The sequence below is a fragment of the Geodermatophilus sp. SYSU D00867 genome, assembly GCF_054050315.1.
The window spans coordinates 1-21401 of record NZ_JBJGZC010000034.1; the positions used below are offsets into that span (position 1 = coordinate 1).

Annotated in this window: 21 protein-coding genes and 1 pseudogene; 16 read left to right on the forward strand and 6 right to left on the reverse strand. The window is 76.4% G+C overall.

Annotation, left to right across the window (positions count from 1 at the left end):
• The 4 genes from tsf to ACI8AK_RS22115 form a co-directional block, all read left to right on the forward strand.
• A partial coding sequence (gene tsf / locus ACI8AK_RS22100) for a translation elongation factor Ts (RefSeq protein ID WP_456958042.1) occupies nt 1-1013 on the forward strand: 1013 nt, incomplete at its 5' end.
• A gap of 142 nt (nt 1014-1155) precedes the next feature.
• Nucleotides 1156-1944, forward strand: coding sequence for a uridine monophosphate kinase (gene pyrH, locus ACI8AK_RS22105; RefSeq protein ID WP_456903815.1), 789 nt, complete (start codon nt 1156-1158; stop codon nt 1942-1944).
• A 71-nt stretch (nt 1945-2015) separates the two neighbouring features.
• Nucleotides 2016-2573: a ribosome recycling factor gene (gene frr / locus ACI8AK_RS22110; protein WP_387993397.1), complete on the forward strand. Its 558-nt coding sequence runs from the start codon at nt 2016-2018 to the stop codon at nt 2571-2573.
• Between the two features lie 22 nt (nt 2574-2595).
• On the forward strand, nt 2596-3696 hold the full coding sequence (locus ACI8AK_RS22115; protein ID WP_456958044.1) for a phosphatidate cytidylyltransferase: 1101 nt from the start codon (nt 2596-2598) through the stop codon (nt 3694-3696).
• Here ACI8AK_RS22115 and ACI8AK_RS22120 read toward each other — a convergent pair.
• From ACI8AK_RS22120 to ACI8AK_RS22130, 3 genes are read right to left on the reverse strand one after another with little or no spacing between them, the layout of a single operon-like run.
• A complete protein-coding gene (locus ACI8AK_RS22120; protein ID WP_456958046.1) occupies nt 3660-4790 on the reverse strand; it encodes a GNAT family N-acetyltransferase in 1131 nt (376 codons plus the stop codon). The genes ACI8AK_RS22115 and ACI8AK_RS22120 overlap by 37 nt on opposite strands.
• Complete coding sequence (locus ACI8AK_RS22125) at nt 4787-5551, reverse strand: polyphosphate kinase 2 family protein (RefSeq protein WP_387993389.1); 765 nt, start codon at nt 5549-5551, stop codon at nt 4787-4789. The genes ACI8AK_RS22120 and ACI8AK_RS22125 overlap by 4 nt, the downstream gene beginning before the upstream one ends.
• Nucleotides 5552-5583: 32 nt before the next feature.
• A complete protein-coding gene (locus tag ACI8AK_RS22130) occupies nt 5584-6222 on the reverse strand; it encodes a TrmH family RNA methyltransferase (RefSeq protein WP_456958048.1) in 639 nt (212 codons plus the stop codon).
• Between the two features lie 126 nt (nt 6223-6348).
• Here ACI8AK_RS22130 and ACI8AK_RS22135 point away from each other — a divergent pair, with 126 nt between their 5' ends.
• The 3 genes from ACI8AK_RS22135 to ACI8AK_RS22145 all read left to right on the forward strand — a co-directional run bounded on the left by ACI8AK_RS22135 (nt 6349) and on the right by ACI8AK_RS22145 (nt 9532).
• Nucleotides 6349-7521, forward strand: coding sequence for a hypothetical protein (locus tag ACI8AK_RS22135; protein ID WP_456958050.1), 1173 nt, complete (start codon nt 6349-6351; stop codon nt 7519-7521).
• A gap of 62 nt (nt 7522-7583) precedes the next feature.
• On the forward strand, nt 7584-8759 hold the full coding sequence (gene rlmN, locus ACI8AK_RS22140; protein ID WP_387993381.1) for a 23S rRNA (adenine(2503)-C(2))-methyltransferase RlmN: 1176 nt from the start codon (nt 7584-7586) through the stop codon (nt 8757-8759).
• A gap of 56 nt (nt 8760-8815) precedes the next feature.
• Nucleotides 8816-9532 (forward strand): VIT1/CCC1 transporter family protein, encoded by a 717-nt coding sequence (locus ACI8AK_RS22145; protein WP_387993378.1) that lies wholly within the window; start codon nt 8816-8818, stop codon nt 9530-9532.
• A gap of 56 nt (nt 9533-9588) precedes the next feature.
• On the opposite strand, the gene ACI8AK_RS22150 is transcribed toward ACI8AK_RS22145, so the two are convergent.
• The gene (locus ACI8AK_RS22150; protein WP_387993375.1) at nt 9589-9909 is read right to left on the reverse strand and encodes a DUF2631 domain-containing protein; all 321 of its coding nucleotides are present in this window, start codon (nt 9907-9909) and stop codon (nt 9589-9591) included.
• Nucleotides 9910-9995: 86 nt separating this feature from the next.
• Between ACI8AK_RS22150 and dxr the strand changes: the two genes are divergently transcribed.
• The 5 genes from dxr (at nt 9996) to ACI8AK_RS22175 (ending at nt 16702) form a co-directional block, all read left to right on the forward strand.
• Entirely contained in the window at nt 9996-11198 is a 1203-nt protein-coding gene (dxr, locus tag ACI8AK_RS22155) for a 1-deoxy-D-xylulose-5-phosphate reductoisomerase (protein ID WP_456958052.1), read from the forward strand.
• Between the two features lie 23 nt (nt 11199-11221).
• Nucleotides 11222-12583 carry a M50 family metallopeptidase gene (locus tag ACI8AK_RS22160; RefSeq protein WP_456958066.1) on the forward strand — a complete coding sequence of 454 codons (1362 nt, stop codon included), beginning with the start codon at nt 11222-11224 and terminating at the stop codon, nt 12581-12583.
• A 41-nt stretch (nt 12584-12624) separates the two neighbouring features.
• Nucleotides 12625-13800: a flavodoxin-dependent (E)-4-hydroxy-3-methylbut-2-enyl-diphosphate synthase gene (gene ispG / locus ACI8AK_RS22165; protein ID WP_456903804.1), complete on the forward strand. Its 1176-nt coding sequence runs from the start codon at nt 12625-12627 to the stop codon at nt 13798-13800.
• Between the two features lie 31 nt (nt 13801-13831).
• Complete coding sequence (locus tag ACI8AK_RS22170) at nt 13832-14683, forward strand: GNAT family N-acetyltransferase (RefSeq protein WP_387993370.1); 852 nt, start codon at nt 13832-13834, stop codon at nt 14681-14683.
• 111 nt (nt 14684-14794) lie between these two features.
• Nucleotides 14795-16702, forward strand: coding sequence for a penicillin-binding transpeptidase domain-containing protein (locus tag ACI8AK_RS22175; protein WP_456958054.1), 1908 nt, complete (start codon nt 14795-14797; stop codon nt 16700-16702).
• A gap of 57 nt (nt 16703-16759) precedes the next feature.
• Here ACI8AK_RS22175 and ACI8AK_RS22180 read toward each other — a convergent pair whose 3' ends face one another.
• A complete protein-coding gene (locus ACI8AK_RS22180) occupies nt 16760-17212 on the reverse strand; it encodes a ferritin-like domain-containing protein (RefSeq protein WP_387993365.1) in 453 nt (150 codons plus the stop codon).
• 10 nt (nt 17213-17222) lie between these two features.
• Nucleotides 17223-17696: a hypothetical protein gene (locus tag ACI8AK_RS22185; RefSeq protein WP_456958056.1), complete on the reverse strand. Its 474-nt coding sequence runs from the start codon at nt 17694-17696 to the stop codon at nt 17223-17225.
• 346 nt (nt 17697-18042) lie between these two features.
• Between ACI8AK_RS22185 and rimP the strand changes: the two genes are divergently transcribed.
• The 4 genes and pseudogenes from rimP to ACI8AK_RS22205 all read left to right on the forward strand — a co-directional run.
• Nucleotides 18043-18630, forward strand: a complete 588-nt coding sequence (gene rimP, locus ACI8AK_RS22190) for a ribosome maturation factor RimP (RefSeq protein WP_456958058.1) — start codon at nt 18043-18045, stop codon at nt 18628-18630.
• On the forward strand, nt 18627-19760 hold the full coding sequence (gene nusA / locus ACI8AK_RS22195; RefSeq protein ID WP_387994480.1) for a transcription termination factor NusA: 1134 nt from the start codon (nt 18627-18629) through the stop codon (nt 19758-19760). The genes rimP and nusA overlap by 4 nt, the downstream gene beginning before the upstream one ends.
• A 41-nt stretch (nt 19761-19801) precedes the next feature.
• Nucleotides 19802-20152, forward strand: a complete 351-nt coding sequence (locus ACI8AK_RS22200; RefSeq protein ID WP_387994486.1) for a YlxR family protein — start codon at nt 19802-19804, stop codon at nt 20150-20152.
• Nucleotides 20153-20246: 94 nt separating this feature from the next.
• A pseudogene (locus tag ACI8AK_RS22205) lies at nt 20247-20393 on the forward strand (translation initiation factor IF-2 N-terminal domain-containing protein); the annotation flags it as partial.
• Nucleotides 20394-21401: the final 1008 nt, after the last annotated feature.

Consider the following 21401-nt stretch of genomic DNA (forward strand, 5'->3'; position numbering starts at 1 on the left):
AGCGGCACTGGGACGAGGCGGTGCCCGCCGCCGGCGAAGGGCGCGCCCGGGTGTGGCGGCTGTACATGGCGGCGTTTGCCCTGGCGTTCGAGGCGGGCACAATGGGCGTCGACCTGGTGCTCGCCCAGCGGCCGGGCGGCGCGCCGCCCGCGGGCGTCCTCGGGACGCCCACCCCTCCACACCGACGAGGAAGTGACATGCCTGCCTTCACCGCCGCCGACGTCAAGCGGCTCCGCGACGCCACCGGCGCCGGCATGATGGACGCCAAGAAGGCCCTCACCGAGGCCGACGGCGAGTACGACAAGGCCATCGAGCTGCTGCGCATCAAGGGCGCCAAGGACGTCGGCAAGCGCCTCGAGCGCTCCACGACCAACGGCATCGTCGTCAGCAAGCACGGCGCGCTGCTCGAGCTCGACTGCGAGACCGACTTCGTCGCCAAGAACGCCGACTTCGTGGCGCTCGCCGAGCGGCTCGTCGAGATCGTGCTGGAGCAGTCGCCGGCCGACCTCGACGCGCTGATGGCGACCGAGGTCGACGGCCAGACCGTCGCCAAGCTGATCGAGGCCGAGTCCGCCCGCATCGGCGAGAAGCTCGTCCTCTCCCGCTTCGCCACCTTCGAGGGCCCGACCGCGGTGTACCTGCACAAGCGGGCCACCGACCTGCCGCCGGCCATCGGCGTCGCCGTCCAGTACCAGGGCGGCGACGAGGAGGCCGCGCGCGCCCTGGCGATGCACATCGCCGCCGCCCGCCCGCGCTTCCTGTCCCGCGAGGAGGTCCCGGCGGAGGCCGTCGAGACCGAGCGCCGGGTCGCCGAGCAGACGGCCAAGGAGGAGGGCAAGCCCGAGCAGGCGATCGTCAAGATCGTCGAGGGCCGGGTCAACGCCTACTACAAGGACTTCGTCCTGCTCGAGCAGCCGTCGATCACCGAGCCCAAGCGCACGGTGAAGCAGGTCATCGACGAGGCCGGCCTGACCGTGCAGCGGTTCGCCCGCTTCGAGGTCGGCCAGGCCTGACGAGCCGCAGGCGACGGAGACACCACGCCACCGGCCCCGTCCCATCCCCGGGACGGGGCCGGTGGTGTCTCCGGGCCCGGCTGGCGAGCGCCGGGCTCTCTGTCAGGATCACCGAGAACGACGTCGAGCGAGGGAAGAGCTGTTGACCGAGACCGCCACGACGCAGACGACCGAGGCACCCCACCCGCCGCTGTCGGCCCCGAGCGCCTTCCAGCCCGCTGACGGCGCCGGCTACCAGCGGGTGCTGCTCAAGCTCTCCGGCGAGGCCTTCGGCGGCGGCAAGGTCGGCGTCGACTCCGGGATCGTCCACGACATCGCCACCCAGCTGGCCGAGGTCGTCCACGGCGGCACGCAGGTCGCCGTCGTCGTCGGCGGGGGCAACTTCTTCCGCGGCGCCGAGCTGTCCCAGGCGGGCATGGACCGCCGGCACGCCGACTACATGGGCATGCTCGGCACGGTCATGAACTGCCTGGCGCTGCAGGCCTTCTGCGAGCAGGTCGGCCTGGAGACCCGGGTGCAGACGGCGATCACCATGGGCCAGGTCGCCGAGCCCTACATCCCGCGCAAGGCCGTCCGGCACCTGGAGAAGGGCCGGCTGGTCATCTTCGGCGCCGGCGCCGGCATGCCGTACTTCTCCACCGACACCGTCGCGGCCCAGCGCGCGCTGGAGATCGGCTGCCAGGTGCTGCTCATGGCCAAGAACGGCGTCGACGGCGTCTACGACGACGACCCGCGCACCAACCCGGCGGCGACCATGTACGACGAGCTGGACTACACCACGGTCCTCGCCGACCAGCTCAAGGTCGCCGACGCCACGGCCATCAGCCTGTGCATGGACAACCAGATGCCGATCGTGGTCTTCAACCTGCTGCGCGACGGCAACATCGCCCGCGCGGTGGCGGGTGAGAGGATCGGGACGCTGATCAGCTGAGCGGGCGCCGGAACGCGCACGCCGCACCGCAGGACGACGGCGGGGACGATCCCGCCGCAGGAGGAGAGACCGTGATCGACGACACCCTGCTCGACGCCGAGGAGCGGATGGACAAGGCCCTGTCGGTCGCGCGGGAGGACCTCGGCTCGGTGCGCACCGGCCGCGCGGCGCCCTCGATGTTCAACAAGGTCCTGGTCGACTACTACGGCGCGCCGACCCCGGTGCCGCAGATGTCGTCGATCACGGTGCCCGAGGCGCGCATGGCGGTCATCAAGCCCTACGACAACAGCCAGCTGTCGGCCATCGAGAAGGCCATCCGCGACAGCGACCTGGGCGTCAACCCGACCAACGACGGGCAGATCATCCGCGTGGTCTTCCCGCAGCTGACCGAGGAGCGCCGTCGCGACCTGGTCAAGCAGGCCCGGTCCAAGGGCGAGGACGCCAAGGTCGCCATCCGCAACGTTCGCCGCCGCAGCAAGGAGGAGCTCGACCGGATCGCCAAGGACGGCGAGGCCGGCGAGGACGACGTGCGCCGCGCGGAGAAGGAGCTCGACGACCTCACCGCCCAGCACGTGGCGGCCATCGACGAGGCCGTGAAGAACAAGGAGTCCGAGCTGCTCGAGGTCTGAGCCGCTCGCCCCGATCCCTGCCATGACCTCCCGTCCCGACGCCGCCGGGGCCGGCCCGTCCGGGGACGCCGACACCGGGCCGATCCCCGTGGTCCGGCGTCCCTCGCCGCCCCCGCCGCCCGGCCCGCTCCGGCCGGTGCCCCCGCCGACCGGCCCCGTCGCGACGGCCTCGGTCCCCGCCGCGCCGGGCACCCAGGAGATGGCGGTGCCGGCCGCCGGCATCGCCGTCCCGCCCGTCCCCGGGGCACCGGCGGCGCCCGGCCCCGACACGGCCGGCGACGACGCCGGGACCGCACCGCAGGAGCGGAGGAGCGGCCGGGCCGGGCGTGACCTGGTCGCCGCCATCGGCGTCGGCCTGGGCCTCGGCGCGGTCATCCTCGCCTCGCTGCTGCTCTACCGGCCGGCGTTCCTGGTGGTCGTCGTCGCGGCGATCCTGGTCGGCATCGTCGAGCTGGTCCGCGCGCTCGAGGCCGGCGGTGCCCGCCCGCCGCTCGCCCCGGTGCTGGTCGGCGCCGTCGCGATGCTGGTGCTGGCGTGGACCCGCGGCCCCGACGGCCTCGTCGTCGGCTTCCTGCTCACCGTCGTCGCGGTGCTGCTGTGGCGGCTCGGCGACGGCCCCGGGGACTACCGCCGCGACGCCGCCGCCGGCGTCCTGGTCACCCTCTACGTGCCGCTGCTGGCCGGTTTCGCGGTCCTGCTGCTCGTCCCCGACGACGGCGCCGCGCGCGTGCTCGCGTTCATCGCCACCGTGGTCGGCAACGACGTCGGCGGCTACGCCGCGGGCGTGCTGTTCGGCCGGCACCCCATGGCGCCGTCGGTGAGCCCGAAGAAGTCGTGGGAGGGCATGGCCGGGTCGGTCGTGGCCTGCGTCGCCGTCGCCACCCCGATCGTCGTGCTCGCCCTCGACGGCCCGTGGTGGGGCGGCGTGCTCGTCGGCGTCGCGCTCGCGGTCACCGCCACGGTGGGCGACCTCGGCGAGTCGCTGATCAAGCGGGACCTCGGCATCAAGGACATGGGCACGCTGCTGCCCGGCCACGGCGGGATCATGGACCGGCTCGACAGCCTGCTGCCCTCGGCGGCGGTGGCCTACCTCCTGCTGTCCTGGGTCGCGCCGCCCGGCTGAGGCGGCCAGGGGGCGCCGATCTCCCACGTCGACCCGACCGCGGCGAAGCCGCGGCGGGCGTACCAGTGGCGCGGCCAGTCGCCGGCGTCGGCCTCGAGGGTGACGAGGTCGCAGCCGGCGTCCGCGGCCAGCTCCAGCAGCCGGGCGAGGACGGCGTCGGCGTGGCCGCGTCCCCGGGCGGCCGGCTCGGTCATCACCGACTCGACCGCCGCGGTCGCGCCGTCGACCCGCAGCTGCCCGGCCGCGACGACCCGGCCGCCCTCCCGCACCACGACGTCGGTCACCGCGACGACCCGGTCGTTGCGGGACTCCCGCCCCACCAGCTGGGCGACCACCTCGTCGAGGTCCGGGATCCCCGCCAGGTCGCGCCGCCACCCCGCCTCCCACAGCGGGTGCACCTCCTCCTGCGCGACCACCTCCGCCCGCTCCGCCCCGGGCGGGCCGGGGCCGGCGGGACGGGCCATGACCAGCAGCTCGCCGGCCTCCCAGCCCGCCGCGGCCAGCTCGTGCGCGACCGCACCGGCACCGGGCCGGCGCAGCACCGCCGCGCGGTGGACCCAGCCGGCGTCCGCGGCGACCTCGCCGGCCGTCCGCGCCACCGTGGCCGCGTCGACGGGGTCGTCGAGCACCAGCCGGTTGTCGTCGCGCGAGTGCGCGAAGCGGGGGTCGAGGACGGCCACCCCGCCGGGGACGTCGCGCACCTCGGCGGCCCGCCGGGTGCGCAGCGACAGCCCGTGCGCCAGGGCCCGGCCCAGCGCGTCGTCCGGGGCGGGCAGGACCGGAGGCACCGGCGGGCGGTAGGGCACGACGGCGACCACCGCCGCCGTCGGGAGGGGGCCGTACAGGTGCGGGAAGCGCGTGCCCGCGGGGTCGGTGCCGACGCCGGGCTCCTCGACCACCGGGTCGGTCAGGCGGGCCGGGTCGACGACGAGCAGCACCAGGTCGCGCCGGCCCGGGAACAGCCGCGCGGCCGGCAGGTGGACCTGCTCCGGGTGCGACAGGTGCACGAACGGCGCCCCGGCCGGCGGCACCGCACCGGCGGACAGTGCGGCCCGCCAGTCGGCCGGGGCGCACAGGTGGACGAGGACGCTCATGCCCCCGGGGTCTCGTCCGGGTCGATCCCGCGCGCGGCCAGCGCCTGCTCGATCGCCTCGCAGACGGCACGGACGACGGCCACCCGCGCCCACCGCTTGTCGTCCCCGGCGACCAGCGTCCACCGCCCCGCCGGGTGGTCGGTGCGCGCGAGCATCTCCTCGACGGCGGCCTCGTACGCCGGGCGCTTCTCCCGGTTGCGCCAGTCCTCGTCGGTGAGCTTCCAGGCCCGGTAGGGGTCGGCCGCGCGGGACTCGAAGCGGCGCAGCTGCTCCTCGGGCGAGACGTGCAGCCAGAACTTGACCAGGACCATGCCCTCGGCGGCCAGCGTCGTCTCCAGGTCGACGATCTCGCCGTAGGCCCGCTGCCACGCCTCCTCGCCGGCGAACCCCTCCACCCGCTCGACCAGCACGCGGCCGTACCAGGTGCGGTCGAGGACGGCCATGCCGCCCCAGCCGGGCAGCACGGGCCAGAACCGCCAGAGGAAGTGGTGCCGCTTCTCGGTGGGGGTGGGGGCGGCGAACTGCGCCACCCGCACGTGCCGGGGGTCCAGCTCGTCGACCAGCCGCTTGATCGCGCCGCCCTTGCCCGAGGCGTCCCAGCCCTCGAACAGCACGCAGACCGGCGGGCCGAGCGGGGTGCCCAGCTGCCCGCCGAGGAACAGCCGGAGGTGCACCAGGCGCTGCTGCGCGGCGGCCAGCTGTTCCTTGGCCTCGCGCTTGCCCAGCCGGAGGGTCAGGTCCACGTCGTCGAGTCGGCCCACCTCGCCGAGCCTGGCGTACGCGGCCCCGCCTGTCAGGTCGGCAGCTGCGCGTGCTGGCGGATCCAGGCGTGCATGGCGATCCCCGCCGCGACGCCGGCGTTGACCGAGCGGGTCGAGCCGAACTGCGCGATGGACAGGACGTCGTCGGCCACCGCCCGTGCCTCCTCCGACAGCCCGGTGCCCTCCTGGCCGAACAGCAGCACGCAGGCCCGGGGGAGGTCGGCGGTCTCGATCGGCCGGGCGCCGGGCAGGTTGTCGACGGCGAGCACCGGCACGCCCCGCTCCCGCGCCCAGGCGCCGAGCGCGGCGGCGTCGGGGTGGTGCCGCACGGTCAGGTACCGGTCGGTGACCATCGCTCCCCGGCGGTTCCACCGCTTCCGGCCGACGACGTGCACCTCCGCGGCGAGGAAGGCGTTGGCCGTGCGCACGACCGTCCCGATGTTGAGGTCGTGCCGCCAGTTCTCGATGGCGACGTGGAACCCGTGCCGGCGCGGGTCGAGGTCGGCGACGATCGCCTCGACGGTCCAGTAGCGGTACCGGTCGACGACGTTGCGCCGGTCCCCGTGCGCCAGCAGCTCGGGGTCGTAGCGCGGGTCCTCCGGCCACGGCCCCTCCCACGGGCCGACGCCGACCGAGTCGAGCGGGACGGGTGCGCGCTCGGCCTCGGACACCCGGCCGACGCTAGCGGGCCGCACCCCGCCGCCCGGCCGCGCCTCCGTCACCCGGTCGGGTCCGTCGGGCACGATGACCACTCCACGGGGTGAGCATCGAATGACAGTCAGTGACAGCGAGGTGGGATGGCGGCGCGGCAGGACGGCGACCCCGAGGAGGCCGGCACCCCGGTCGAGCCGTGGGGGGAGTGGCTGCCCGGGTGGGTGAACGAGCCCGGCCCCGGGGCGGCTGACGAGGACGCCCCGGTCGAGGAGGTCCTCGAGGACGCCCCGGTCGATGACGCCCTGGTCGAGGAGGTCCTCGAGGACCTCCCGCTCGACGAGGGGCCGGTCGACGAGGTCGCCGAGGACGCCCCGGTCGAGGAGGCGCCGGTCGGCGGGGCCGCGGACGACGAGGACGTCCTCGAGACCCCCGTGCCGGCAGCCGACGACCTCGACGGCACCGCCGCCGGGGAGCACCCGGAGGTGGCGAGCGCCGAGGACGACGGGCCGGGGACGTCCTCTCCTGGCGGTCCTCCCGTGACCGGCTCCCCGGCGACCGCGGCCCCGGACGCGGTGCCGGTCCCGGAGGCCCTGCCGGTCCCGGCGATCGCCGAGGTCGTGACGCCTCGTGTGGTCGTCCGCCCGCGGGTGCGGCCCCGGCGCCGGGTCGGCGTCGCCGTGGCGGCGGGCGTGCTCGCCGCCTGCGGCGTCACCGGTGCGGTCCTGCTGGCGGGTGCTTCGTCCGGCTCGGTCCCGACGGCGGCCGTGCAGTCCTCGCCGTCGGCGGTCGCCGCGCCGACGCGGGCCGTCCCGGCGCCGAGGCCGTCCGTCGTCGCCGGTGTCGTCCCCCTCGCCCCGACGACCAGCGTGCCCGCGCCGGCCACGTCCGCGCCGGTCACCGACCCCGCCCCGGCCCCGGTGCGGACCAGCGCGACGCCGTCCCCTGCGACGACCCCGGACGCCCCGCTACCGGCGGTCGTCGCGGCGGAGCCGTCCGCGGCACCGGAGGTCGTCCCGGTGCTGCCGCCGGTCGGACCGGCGGACCCCCCCGGATCCGGGACGGACGCGGTGCCGACCACCGAGCCGGCCACGCCGACGGGATCGGTCGAGGAGCCCGTGCCCACCCCGACCCCGACGACGACCCCGGCGCCGCCCCCGACCCCGACACCGACCCCGCCGCCCTCGACCCCGACCGAGGACGACCTCCCGGACCCGGACGGCGAGGTGGCGCCCACCCCGACCCCCGCACCCACCTCCGCACCGACGACGGGGGCACCGGTGCCCACCGCCGCGCCGACGGGCGCAGGGGCGTCCTGAGCGAGCGACCTCACCCGCACGGCGGCCCACGCCCGGCCCGGCGGTGGGACGATGGAGGGGTCATGACTGCCCTGCCGCTCGTCCTCGACGCCCCCCGCCGTGGCAAGCCGCCGCGCCACCTCGCCGACCTCACCCGCGAGGAGGCGCGCGCCGCCGTCGCCGAGCTCGGGCAGCCGGCGTTCCGCGCCGACCAGCTCGCCCGGCACTTCTTCCGCGGCACCACCGACCCGGCGCGGATGACCGACGTGCCCGCCGCGGTGCGCGAGACGCTGTCCGAGGCCCTGCTGCCGGGCCTGCTCACGCCCGTGCGCCACCAGTCGGCCGACGGCGGGCGCACCCGCAAGACGCTGTGGCGGCTGCACGACGGCGCGCTGGTCGAGAGCGTGCTCATGCGCTACCCCGACCGGGCCACCGTCTGCATCTCCAGCCAGGCCGGCTGCGGCATGGCCTGCCCCTTCTGCGCCACCGGCCAGAACGGGCTGACCCGCAACCTCTCGGCGGCCGAGATCATCGGCCAGGCGGTCGCCGCCGCCGCGGCCATGGCGTCGGGGGAGATCCCCGGCGGGCCGGGCCGGTTGTCCAACGTCGTCTTCATGGGCATGGGCGAGCCGCTGGCCAACTACGCCCGGGTCCGCCGCACGCTGGACGCGCTGCTCACCTCCGCGCCGTGGGGCCTGGGCCTGTCGCAGCGGTCGGTCACCGTCTCCACCGTGGGCCTGGTGCCGGCGATCCGGCGGCTGACCGAGGAGGGCCTGGGCGTCACCCTCGCGGTGAGCCTGCACGCCCCCGACGACGAGCTGCGCGACACCCTCGTGCCGATCAACACCCGGTACAAGGTGGCCGACGTCGTCGACGCGGCCGACGCCTACGCCGCGCGCACCGGACGCCGCTACTCGGTGGAGTACGCCCTCATCCGCGACGTGAACGACCAGCCCGAGCGCGCCGACCTGCTCGGCCGGCTGCTGTCGGAGCGGCTCGCGCACGTCAACCTCATCCCGCTGAACCCGACGCCGGGCAGCCCCTGGGACGCCAGCCCGCTGCCCGCGCAGCGGGAGTTCGTGGCCCGGCTGCGCGCGCACGGGGTGCCGACGACGGTCCGCGACACCCGCGGCCAGGACATCGACGGTGCCTGCGGCCAGCTGGCCGCGGCCGACCGCGCCGAGGGCGTGCCGACCGTGGCCACGCCGGTCCCGGCGCTGGAGACCCCGGTCGAGCTGGGAGCCGAGGCGGACGCGTGAGCACCGGGGACGCCGCGTGAGCACCGGGGACGCCGCGTGAGCACCGGGGACGCCGCGTGAGCACCGAGGTCCCCACCGCCGAGGCGCACGAGCACAGCCACGCCGACGTCTCGGGCGGCTGGCTGCGGGCCGCCGTCTTCGGCGCGATGGACGGGCTGGTGACCAACACCGCGCTGGTCGCGGGTGTCGGCGGTGGCGGCGCCTCGTCGCACGCGATCGTGCTCTCCGGCGTCGCCAGCCTGGTCGCCGGGGCGATCTCGATGGCGCTGGGGGAGTACACCTCGGTCAGCACGCAGAACGAGCAGCTCGACCTCGAGGTGGAGAAGGAGCGCCGCGAGCTCGCGCGCAACCCCCAGGGCGAGCTGGCCGAGCTGGTGCAGATGCTGCGCGTGCGGGGCGTCGACGCCGACCTCGCCGAGCGGGTCGCCGTCCAGCTGCACCGCGACCCCGACACGGCGCTGCGGCTGCACGTGGTCGCAGAGCTGGGGCTCAACCCGGCCGACAAGCCCTCGCCGTGGACCGCGGCGGTCTCCTCGTTCCTCACCTTCGCCACCGGCGCGGTGATCCCGCTGCTGCCCTACCTGCTCGGGTTCTCGGTCCTCGCCGCGGCGCTGGTCTGCGGTGCGGTCGGCCTGGCCGCGGCCGGGGCGCTGTCCTCGCGCTTCACCCCGCGCTCCTGGTGGTCCGCGGCCCTGCGGCAGCTGCTGTTCGGGGCGCTCGCGGCCGGAGCGACGTACGCCATCGGCGCGGCGATCGGCGTCGCGGTCTCCTGACACGACGACGCCCGACCCGGCGGGGGCCGGATCGGGCGTCGAGTGTCCGTCGAGGGCTACCTGCGCCAGGCGGTGCGCTTGCGGTGCAGGTCCCACAGCAGCACCACGACCAGGCCGGCGGAGATGCCGAACAGCCACAGGTCCTCCATGCGGCCCTCGTGGTTGCCCCACGTGTAGGACAGCATGACCAGCACGGTCAGCCAGCCGGCGATCTGCGCCCACTTGCCGGTGCGGGCGTGCCAGCCCCAGTCCTCGGGCCGCTCCTCGTCGACCGGGTGCTCCCCGGCGCGGACGACGCCCTCCTCGCGGTTGGGCTGGTTGACGCGCGTGGTCTGCGGGTCGTGCTGGCGGACCCCGGGGCCGGACTGCTCGCTCACGCCCCTCATCCTGCCAGCCCCGTCCGCGGGTCACCGGTCGAGGTGGGGTGGGCGGGTCGCGTCCCCCGTCGGGGAGGATGCCGCTCATGAGCGAGCCGCGCGAGGTGACCGTGCTGGGCTCGACCGGGTCGATCGGCCGGCAGGCGATCGCGGTCGCCGAGCAGAACCCCGGCCGGCTGCGGATCACCGCGCTGGCCGCCGGCGGCGGCGACGTGGCCCGGCTGGCCGAGCAGGCGCTGACCCTCGGCGTCCGCACGGTCGCGGTGGCCCGCGCGACCGCCGCCCAGGACCTGCAGCTGGCCTTCTACGCGGCGGCCTCCCAGCGCGGCTGGGCGCGGGGCGAGTACGCGCTGCCGGAGATCCTCGCCGGGCCGCGCGCCGCCGAGGAGCTCGCCGCCCGCCCCGCCGACGTCGTCCTCAACGGGATCACCGGCTCGATCGGGCTGGGCCCCACCCTGGCCGCGCTGCGGGCCGGCAACGTCGTCGCGCTGGCCAACAAGGAGTCCCTGGTCGCCGGCGGGGACCTCGTGACCGCCGCGGCCGCGCCCGGCCAGCTGGTGCCGGTGGACTCCGAGCACTCGGCGCTGGCGCAGTGCCTGCGCGGCGGGCGCAGGAGCGAGGTCGCCCGGCTGGTGCTCACCGCCAGCGGCGGGCCGTTCCGCGGGCGCAGCGCCGCCGACCTCGCCGACGTCACCGTCGAGCAGGCGCTGGCGCACCCCACGTGGGCCATGGGCCCGGTGGTGACGATCAACTCGGCCACGCTGGTCAACAAGGGCCTGGAGCTGATCGAGGCGCACCTGCTGTTCGGGGTGCCCTACGCCGACATCGACGTCGTGGTGCACCCGCAGTCGATCGTGCACTCGATGGTCACCTTCGCCGACGGCGCCACCATCGCCCAGGCCAGCCCGCCGGACATGCGGCTGCCGATCGCGCTGGCGCTGGCCTGGCCCGACCGGCTGCCGCACGTGCAGCCCGCGCTGGACTGGTCGACGGCGAGCACCTGGGAGTTCGCGCCGCTGGACGCCGACGCGTTCCCGGCGGTGCGGCTCGCGCGCGCGGCGGGGGAGGCCGGGGGCGTCGTCCCGGCGCTGTACAACGCGGCCAACGAGGAGGCGGTGGCGGCGTTCCTCGCCGGGCGGCTGCGTTTCCCGGACGTCGTCGGCCTGGTCGCGCGTACCCTCGACGACGCGCCGGACCTCGGCGCTCCCACCTGCGTCGACGACGTGCTGGCCGCGGAGCGCTGGGCCCGGCAGCACGCCCGCGCCGCTCTCGCCGGAGGCCCCAGCTGAGCATCCTCCTGACGGTCCTCGGGATCGTCGCGTTCGCGATCGGCCTGTTGTTCAGCATCGGCTTCCACGAGTTCGGCCACTTCTTCTGGGCGCGGAAGTTCGGCATGCGCGTGCCGCAGTTCATGGTCGGCTTCGGCCCGACGGTGTTCTCCCGGACGCGCGGCGAGACCGAGTACGGCATCAAGGCGATCCCGCTCGGCGGCTACATCCGCATCGTCGGCATGATCCCGCCGGCCGAGGAGAACGAGAGCAAGCGCGCCACCCGGATGCGGACGTTCATCGCCGAGGTGCGCGGCCAGGCCCTCGACGACGTCCGGCCCAGCGACGCCGGCCGGGTCTTCTACGCCAAGCCCTGGTGGCAGCGCGTGATCGTCATGTTCGCCGGGCCGTTCCACAACCTGGTGCTCGCGGTGGTGTTCTTCGCGATCACGCTCACCGCGATCGGCACCAACGTCATCACCACCCAGCTCGACACGGTCCCCGCCTGCGTCGTCCCGGCCGGTGCGGAGAGCATCGCCGTCGCCGAGGAGCAGGGCGGCGACGTCTGCGACATCCCGATCGTCACCAGCGGCGCCGACGCCGGGCAGCTCTGCGAGGAGGGCACCCCCGGGTGCGCGACGCCGGTGTCCAGCCCCGCCGCCCAGGCCGGGCTGCGGCCGGGTGACACGATCGTGGCGATCGGCGGCCGGCAGGTCGACCCGACCGGCTACGACAGCTGGACCACGGTGCAGCAGGCGATCCGCTCCTCGGCGGGGGAGCCGCTGGCCCTCGCCGTCGAGCGCGACGGCGTGCGCCGGGAGCTCACCGTCACGCCGATCGAGAACGTCGTCCCCACCGACGACGGCGAGGGCACGATGACCGCCGGCTACCTCGGCGTCAGCCCGGTGTTCGGCTTCGCCCGCCAGTCGGTGTCCGACCTGCCCGGCTACTTCGGCATGGTCGTGTCCCAGTCGGTGCAGCGCCTGGTGGAGATCCCCGAGCGCGTCCCGCAGCTGTTCCGCGCCGCCTTCCTCGGCGAGGAGCGCGACGAGAACGGCCCCATCGGCGTCGTCGGCGTCGGGCGGATCTCCGGCGAGGTCTTCGCCATCGAGCAGATCAGCGGCATGGAGAAGCTGAGCTTCTTCCTCGGCCTGCTGGCCAGCGTCAACCTCGTGCTGTTCCTGTTCAACCTGCTGCCGCTGTACCCGCTCGACGGCGGGCACGTGGCCGGGGCGCTGTACGAGAAGGCCCGCTCGGTGGTCGCCCGCTGGCGCGGCCGGCCCGACCCCGGCCCGTTCGACATCGCCCGGCTGATGCCGGTCGCCTACGTCGTCGCCGGGCTGTTCATCGCGCTGTCGGGGCTGCTGCTCGTCGCCGACGTCGTCAACCCGATCACACTCCAGTAGGCGTCGGCGCCGACCCCGCGGGAGCGGGGATACTCGTGGTCATGGCCATCCCCGTCGCTCTCGGCATGCCCGCCGCGCCCCCGCCCGTCCTGGCCCCGCGCCGGAAGACGCGGCAGCTGGACGTCGGCGGCGTGGGCGTCGGCAGCGACTCCCCGGTCAGCGTGCAGTCGATGACGACGACGAAGACCGCCGACGTCAACGCCACCCTGCAGCAGATCGCCGAGCTGACCGCCGCCGGCTGCCAGATCGTGCGGGTCGCCGTCCCCGACACCGACGACGCCGAGGCGCTGCCGGCGATCGCGAAGAAGTCGCAGATCCCGGTCATCGCCGACATCCACTTCCAGCCGCGGTACGTGTTCGCCGCGATCGACGCCGGCTGCGCCGCGGTGCGCGTCAACCCCGGCAACATCAAGAAGTTCGACGACCGGGTCGGCGAGATCGCGCGGGCGGCCAAGGACGCCGGCATCCCGATCCGCATCGGCGTCAACGCCGGCTCGCTCGACAAGCGGCTGCTGGCCAAGTACGGCAAGGCCACCCCGGAGGCGCTGGTCGAGTCGGCGCTGTGGGAGTGCTCGCTGTTCGAGGAGCACGACTTCCGCGACATCAAGATCTCGGTCAAGCACAACGACCCGGTGGTCATGGTGCGCGCCTACGAGCTGCTCGCCGCGCAGTGCGACTACCCGCTGCACCTCGGCGTCACCGAGGCCGGGCCCGCGTTCCAGGGGACGATCAAGTCCGCCGTCGCGTTCGGCGCGCTGCTGTCGCAGGGCATCGGCGACACCATCCGCGTCTCGCTCTCGGCGCCGCCGGTCGAGGAGGTCAAGGTCGGCACCCAGATCCTGGAGTCGCTGAACCTGCGCCAGCGCGGCCTGGAGATCGTCAGCTGCCCCTCGTGCGGCCGGGCGCAGGTCGACGTGTACAAGCTCGCGAACGAGGTGACCGCCGGCCTCGACGGGCTCGAGGTGCCGCTGCGGGTCGCCGTCATGGGCTGCGTCGTCAACGGCCCCGGCGAGGCCCGCGAGGCCGACCTCGGCGTCGCGTCGGGCAACGGCAAGGGGCAGATCTTCGTCAAGGGGCAGGTCGTCAAGACCGTCCCCGAGTCGCAGATCGTCGAGACGCTCATCGAGGAGGCCATGCGCCTCGCCGCCGAGATGCCTGCCGGCGAGCAGGTCGACGCCGGCACGCCGTCCGGCCCGCCGGTCGTCACCGTCAGCTGACCCTCCCCGTCCGTCCTCCTGGGCCCGACCCGTGCTCCGCTCGCCGACCGCCCGCGTCCTCGACGAGACCGACGAGCCGGCCGTCCGCCGGCTGCTGGCCTCCGACCCGGTCGCGGCGTGCGTGCTGGCCGGGCGCGTGGAGGCGGCCGGGACCGCGCCGTCGACCCTCGGGGCGCCGCTGTGGGGGATGGGCGCCGGCCGCAGCCTCGACGCCGTCTGCCTGGCCGGGGCCAACCTCATCCCGTTCGCCGTCCCCGGCGCCGAGCGGGCCGCGGCCGAGGCGTTCGCCGAGCGCGCCCGCCGGGCCGGCCGACGCTGCTCGACGATCGTCGGGCCGGCCGCGGCCGTCGCCCCGCTGTGGGAGCTGCTCGAGCCCGCCTGGGGCCCGTGCCGCGACCACCGGCCCCGGCAGCCGCTCCTGGCCATCGACGGCCCGCCGGCGATCGCCCCCGAGCCGCGGGTCCGGCCGGTGCGCCCGCGCGAGGTCGACGTGCTGCTGCCCGCCGCGGTGGCCATGTTCACCGAGGAGGTCGGCGTCAGCCCGCTGCGGACCGACGGCGGCGTCGGCTACCGGGCGCGGGTCGAGGACCTCGTCCGCGCCGGCCAGTCGCTGGCCTGGATCGAGGACGGCCGGGTGCTGTTCAAGGCCGAGATCGGCGCGGTCTCGCGGGCGGCGTGCCAGGTGCAGGGCGTGTGGACCGCGCCGGAGGTGCGCGGCCGGGGCATCGGCGCCGCCGGGATGGCCGCCGTCGTCGAGTACGCGCGGACCATGATCGCCCCGGTGGTCAGCCTCTACGTCAACGACTACAACGCCCCCGCCCGTGCGGTGTACGACCGGGTCGGGTTCCGCGAGGTCGGCCGCTACGCCAGCGTCCTCTTCTAGGAGGACCACCCTTCCCCCCACGCCTCGCGAGCCCGGCGCGGGTCCCTGAAGGGTGGCCGTCCCAGCACGTCGCCACCGGAACGTCGGACCGTTCTGAGAGGCTGTGCCGTCGTGGCAGCACGACGCACGGCGGTCCTCGGCACGGTCCTCACCCTCCTCTCCGCACCGGCCCTCGCCGCCTGCTCCGGCAGCTCGGAGGACGACGTCCGCGCCGCCGCGCGGGCCTTCCTCGACGACTGGGCCGGGGGCGACACCGGCGCCGCGGCCGACGCCACCACCGACCCCGACGCCGCCACCGCGCTGCTCGGGCAGACCGCCACCGACCTGCCCGGGGCCACGCTCGACGCCGAGCTCGGCGACGTCACCGTCCAGGACGGCACCGCCACCGCCGGCTGGACCGCCACCTGGGACCTCGCCGCGGCACCCGACTGGACCTACGAGGCCACCCTCGAGCTGCGGGAGGGGGACGGCGACGGTGCGGACGCCTGGCGGGTGGTCGCCGAGCCCACGCTGGTACACCCCGAGCTGGGGGAGGGCCAGCGCCTGCAGCTGACCCGGTCGCTGCCCGAGCGTGCCGCGATCACCGACGCTGCCGGCCAGCCGCTGTTCACCCCGACCGAGGTCGTCAACGTCGGCGTCGACACCGGCCAGGTCGCCGACCTGCCGTCGCTGGCCGCGGCGCTGTCGTCGGCCACCGGCGTGCCCGCCGAGGAGATCACCGCCGACGTCCAGGCCGCCCCGGCCGGCCAGTTCGTCCCCGTCATCACCCTGCGGCGGCCGGACTTCGAGGCCATCCGCGCCCAGGTGTTCGACCTGCCCGGCGCGGTCTTCCCCACCGAGACGCGGCTGCTCGCGCCGTCGGCCCGGTTCGCCTCCGCGCTGCTCGGCCGGGTCGGGGCGGCCACGGCCGAGGTGCTCGAGGAGACCACCGGGGACGACGAGGCGGTGTACGCGGCGGGGGACCAGCTCGGCCTGTCCGGCCTGCAGCGCGCCTACCAGGAGCAGCTCACCGGCACCCCCGGCTTCACCGTCTCGGTGGTGAGCACCGACGAGTCCACCGGCGACGCCGGCCAGGAGGTCGGCGCCGTCGCCCCCGTCCCCGGCCGGCCGATCCGGACTCCGCTGGTCCGCGCGCTGCAGGACGCCGCCGACGGCGCCGTCGCCACCCAGCCGCTGGCGACCCACCTGGTCGTGGTCCGGCCCGGCACGGGCGAGGTGCTCGCCGTCTCCTCGAACGAGGCCGCGGCGGCCGGCAACGCCCTGACCGGCCAGTACCCGCCGGGCTCGAGCATGAAGACGATCACGGCGACCGCGCTCCTGTCCGCCGGCGCGCTGACCCCGGACACCCCGGTCCCCTGCCCGGGGACGACGGTCGTCGAGGGCCGCGAGTTCGAGAACCAGGACCAGTTCGACCTCGGCACCGTGCCCTTCACCGAGGCCTTCGCCCAGTCCTGCAACACCACCTTCATCCAGGCCGGCCTGCAGCTGCCCGACGACGCCCTGGCCGCGGCGGCCGCCTCCTACGGGGTGGGCAGCGACTGGCAGCTGCCGGTCGACGTGTTCAGCGGCAGCGTCCCGGCCGACGCCACCGGCACCACGAAGGCCGCGGACGCGATCGGCCAGGGCCAGGTGCTCGTGAGTCCGGCGCAGATGGCGCTGGTGGTCGCGGGCGTGGCCGGCGGCACCCCGGCCGCCCCGGTCGAGGTGGTCGGCGCCGACCCGGCGGGCCCCGCACCGGCCGGCCCGGGCCAGGCGGTGCTCGACCAGCTCCGGCCGATGATGCGCCAGGTCGTGCTGACCGGGACCGCGCAGGCACTGGCCGACCGCGGCGAGGTCTACGGCAAGACCGGCACCGCCGAGTTCGGCAGCAACACCCCGCCGGACGCGCACGGCTGGTTCACCGGTTACCAGCTCGGCGGCCCGCAGGGCGACATCGCGTTCGCGGTGCTGGTCGAGGGCGGGCAGTCCAGCAGCGCCGCCGTCGCCGTCACCGACGCCTTCCTCGGCGCGCTGGGGTGAGGACCTCCCTGCCCCCTCGCAGGCCCGCGGCGGGCCCCTGCGGGGAGGCCGGGGAGCTCAGTCGAGACCGGGCAGGGCCGACGTGACGGGGGTGCGGCCGGCCGCGGCACGCCAGGTCACGGCGCGCTCCTCGCCGGCGCCCAGGGAGTCGACGGCGAGCTGCCGCACCCCGGGCTCCTCCGCGGCGTCGAGCAGCGCCACCCAGGCCGCGGAGACGCCGTCCTCGAGCACGACCGCCAGGGCCGCGGCGTCGACCGGCGAGAGCACCGGGAAGGGCAGCTCGTAGCCGGCCTCGGCGGGTACCGGGTCGGCGTCGCGCTCGTCGAGCAGCTCCGCCAGGCGGTCGCGGGAGTCCCGGTGGGCCTGCTCGGCGTCGGCGGCGGGCGACCGGCCGTCGGCCGGCAGGGCGGCCCCGACGACGCCGTACCCCCACACCGCCGCGTGCTCGGCGGCCACCACCGCGCGCAGCGCGGTGTCCTCCGCGCTCCCGGCGGTCCCGTCCTCGGTCACTGCGGCCCCCTCACGCCAGCGCGGCGGCGTGCCCGCGCAGCCCCGCCGCGATCGACCCCAGCAGCGCGGCCCCGGCACCCGAGGCGTCCACGCAGGCGGCCGCGTGCGCGGCGGCCGCGGCGCCCACCTGCTCGCGCAGCCACGCGCGCAGGTCCCCGCCCGCGGGCGGGGACAGCGGGGCGGACGACGACGGGGTCGCCCCCGGCGCCGCCGCGCGCAGCCGCGCCAGCTGCTCCTGCGCCTGCCCGGTCAGGTCGGCGATCGTCCCGCCGAACGCGGGGTCCGCGGCGACCGCCGCGTCGTAGGCGGCCACCACCGCCTCCTGGACGGCGACCTGGCGGGCCAGCCGGTCCTGCGCCGCCGTCTCCTGCGCCGTCTGCCCGGGGTCGCCGGAGGTGCAGCCGGCCAGCAGCAGCGCCAGCCCCGCCGTGCCCGCGAGCAGGCGGCGGCGCGGGAACCCGGCGGGGGCGGGGGAGACGGACATCGCCCGCCATCCTCCCAGGAGCCGCCCCGCCCGCCCGGACGGCTCCCGGGCGCGTCGGGACCCCGGGGAGGTCACCCGCCCGAGCGGCCGGGCCCCGGTCCCCGGTGGAGCGGTAGCCTGACGACTCCCCGGGTACGCCGCGGCCGGTGCCGCGCGAGCCCGCGCCACCGGGCGCGGCCCCGGACGGTGCGGTCCGCCGAGCACGAGCTCCGACCGGTTGCAGGAGGGGAGGGAGCCCGTGTCCGCGAGGGGACGGCAGGACCCGGCCGCAGGGTCACGGAATGACCCGGCCGCAGGGTCACGGCAGGACCCGGCCGCCACACGGCTGGCCGGCTGGATCGAGCCCGTGGTGGGTGCCGCCGGCTACGACCTCGAGGAGCTCGTGGTCACGCCCGCCGGCCGGCGCAGCGTCGTCCGCGTGGTCGTCGACCGGGACGAGGGCGTGTCCCTCGACGACGTCGCCGAGGTCAGCCGGGCGGTCTCGGCCGTCCTCGACGAGAACGACGGCGAGCTCGGCCGCGCCCCCTACGTGCTCGAGGTGACCAGCCCCGGCGTCGACCGGCCGCTCACCGAGCCGCGGCACTGGCGGCGCAACACCGGCCGGCTGGTCACCGTGACCGTCGGCCCGGCGGGGGCGGCCGAGCAGGTGACCGGCCGGGTCACCGCCGTCGACGACGAGGGCGTGACCCTCGCCGTCGAGCCGAAGGCCAGGCCCGGTGCCCGCAAGCGGCCGCCGACGCCCCGGCAGGTGTCCTGGGCCGAGCTCGGCTCCGGCCGGGTGCAGGTCGAGTTCGGCCGCCCGGGCAAGCACGACCCGGCGGACGACCCGGCGGACGACGCGGCGGACGACCCGGACGACGTGCTCGACGTGCACGACGACGAGGACGACGACGAGGACGACGACGAGGGCGACGACGACGGAGGAGGACAGTGAACATCGACGTGACCGCCCTCAAGGCGGTCGAGCGGGAGAAGGGCATCCCCGTCGACACGGTCATCGAGGCCCTCGAGACGGCGCTCGTGACCGCGTACCGCCACGCCGACGGCGCGGCCAAGCACGTGCGGGTGCACGTCGACCGCAGGACCGGTGAGGTCGCGGTGCTCGCGCAGGAGCTGGGCCCCGACGGCGAGGTCGTGCGCGAGTGGGACGACACCCCCAGCGACTTCGGCCGCATCGCGGCCAGCACCGCCAAGCAGGTCATCGTCCAGCGGCTGCGCGACGCCGAGCACGAGCAGACCTTCGGCGAGTACGCCGGCAAGGAGGGCGACATCGTCAGCGGTGTCGTCCAGGCCGACGCCCGCCGCAACGCCCAGGGCGCGGTCCTGGTCGACATCGGCAAGGTCGAGGCGGTCCTGCCCGCCGCCGAGCAGGTCCCCGGCGAGAGCTACCCCCACGGCAGCCGGCTGCGCGCCTACGTCGTCTCCGTGTCGCGCACCCACCGCGGCCCGCAGGTGACCGTCTCGCGCACCCACCCGAACCTGGTGCGCAAGCTGTTCGCCCTCGAGGTCCCCGAGATCGCCGACGGCAGCGTCGAGATCGTCGCCGTCGCCCGGGAGGCCGGGCACCGATCGAAGATCGCCGTCCGCACCTCCGTGCCGGGGCTCAACGCCAAGGGCGCCTGCATCGGCCCGATGGGGCAGCGGGTGCGCAACGTCATGAGCGAGCTGCACGGCGAGAAGATCGACATCGTCGACTGGTCCGACGACCCGGCGACCTTCGTGGCCTCCGCGCTCAGCCCGGCCCGGGTGAGCAGCGCCACGCTGGTCGACCCGAAGGCCAAGGCGGTGCGCGTCGTCGTCCCGGACTTCCAGCTGTCGCTGGCCATCGGCAAGGAGGGGCAGAACGCCCGCCTCGCCGCCCGGCTCACCGGCTGCCGGATCGACATCCGCAGCGACGCCCGGCCCGACGACGCCACCCCCTCGCCCGGCGTGGGGCGCCCGCCGCTGCGCTCGGGCCCGCCACCGGTCCGCGCCGGCACCCCGGGCGGGCGGCCGTCCCCCGGTGGGGGCGGGCTGCGGTCCGGTCCGCGGCGTCCGGAACAACGGGGTCCCGCAGCGCGCTAGAGTGACGGGTGGCCGAAACGTCGATCCCGGTGCGCACCTGTGTGGGCTGCCGGGAGCGCGCTCCGGTCACCGACCTGCTGCGTGTCGTCCACCGGTCCGGGACCCTCGTGCCCGATCCGCGACGGCGGCTCCCCGGCCGGGGCGCGTCCGTGCACCCCACCCCGGAGTGCCTCCACGCAGCGGAGCGACGCCGGGCCTTCTCCCGGGCACTGCGCCTCCCGCGCGGTGCCGCGGTGGAGGCCGGTCCGCTCCGGACCCACGTCCTCGGCGCCTCCGCGCCGGGGGACCCGGGCCCGGGACGGGCGACAGCGGACGAACGACAGACCGCACTTCCCACAGACGGACCGGCAACCGGCCGGTCCGCACGTCGAGAGCAGGACGTCGTCGGATGAGTCAGCCGTGAAGTCCCCACGATGACAAGCCAGACCATGCACTACTGACAACGAGGTCGCGCGGGCGAGCCGCCGGCCTCACAAGAGGAGATCCGTGCCAGGCAAAGCCCGCGTCCACGAACTCGCCAAGGAGTTCGGGGTCGACAGCAAGACCGTGCTCGCCAAGCTCAAGGAGCAGGGCGAGTTCGTGAAGTCCGCCTCCTCGACCGTCGAGGCCCCCGTGGCCCGGCGGCTCCGGGAGGCCCTCGGCGCGTCCACCGGCGGCAACGCCGGCGGCGGCAACGGCGGCGGTGCCCCCGCCCGTCCGGCCGCCCCGCGCCCGGCGGCGCCCTCGCCGGCCGCGTCGGCCCCCGCGCCGTCGCCCGCCCCGCGTGCGCCGCAGCCCCCCGCCGCCCCGTCCGCGCCCGCGCCGTCGGCCGGCCCGACGCCGGGTCCGCGGCCCGGTGCCCCGCGTCCGGGTGCGCCGACGCCAGGCCCGCGTCCGGCCGCGCCCCAGGCTCCGGCCGCGGCCGCGCCCCAGGCCCCGGCCGCGGCCGCGCCCCAGGCCCCGGCCGCGGGCGCGCCCCAGGCCCCGGCCGCCGGCGCGCCGACCCAGCAGCCGGCCGCGCCCTCGGGTCCGCGTCCGGCCGCGCCGGGCGCCCCGCGTCCGGGTGCGCCCGCGCCGCGTCCGGCCGGTGGCCCCGTCCCCGGTCCCGCGCGTCCGGGTGCCCCGCGCCCGGCGGCTCCCGGTGGGGCCCGTCCCGGCGGTGCCGCGCCCGGCGCCCCGGGTGCCGGCCCGCGTCCGGGCCCGCGTCCGGCCCCGCGGCCGGGCAACAACCCCTTCAGCAGCGCCCCGCGTCCGGGTCCGGCTGCCGGTGGCCCGCGTCCGGGCCCGGCGGCGGGTGGCCCGCGTCCGGGTCCCGGTGCCGGCGGTCCGCGCCCGGCACCCGGCGCCGGTGGTCCCCGTCCCGGTGGCCCGCGTCCGGGTCCCGGTGCGGGTGGTCCGCGTCCCGCGGCCGGTCCGGGTGGTCCCCGGCCGAACCCGGGCATGATGCCGCCCCGGCCGAACCCGGGCATGATGCCGCCGCGTCCGGCCGGTGCCGGCCGTCCCGGCGGCCCCGGTGGTGCCGGTGGCCGCGGCCGTCCCGGTGGTCCCGGCGGCGGTGGCGGTGGCGGTTTCCGTCCCGGCGGCGGTGGCCCCGGTGCCGGTGCGCCGGCCGGCGGTGGTTTCCGCGGCGGCGGCGGCGGCGGTGGCCGCGGCCGTGGTCGT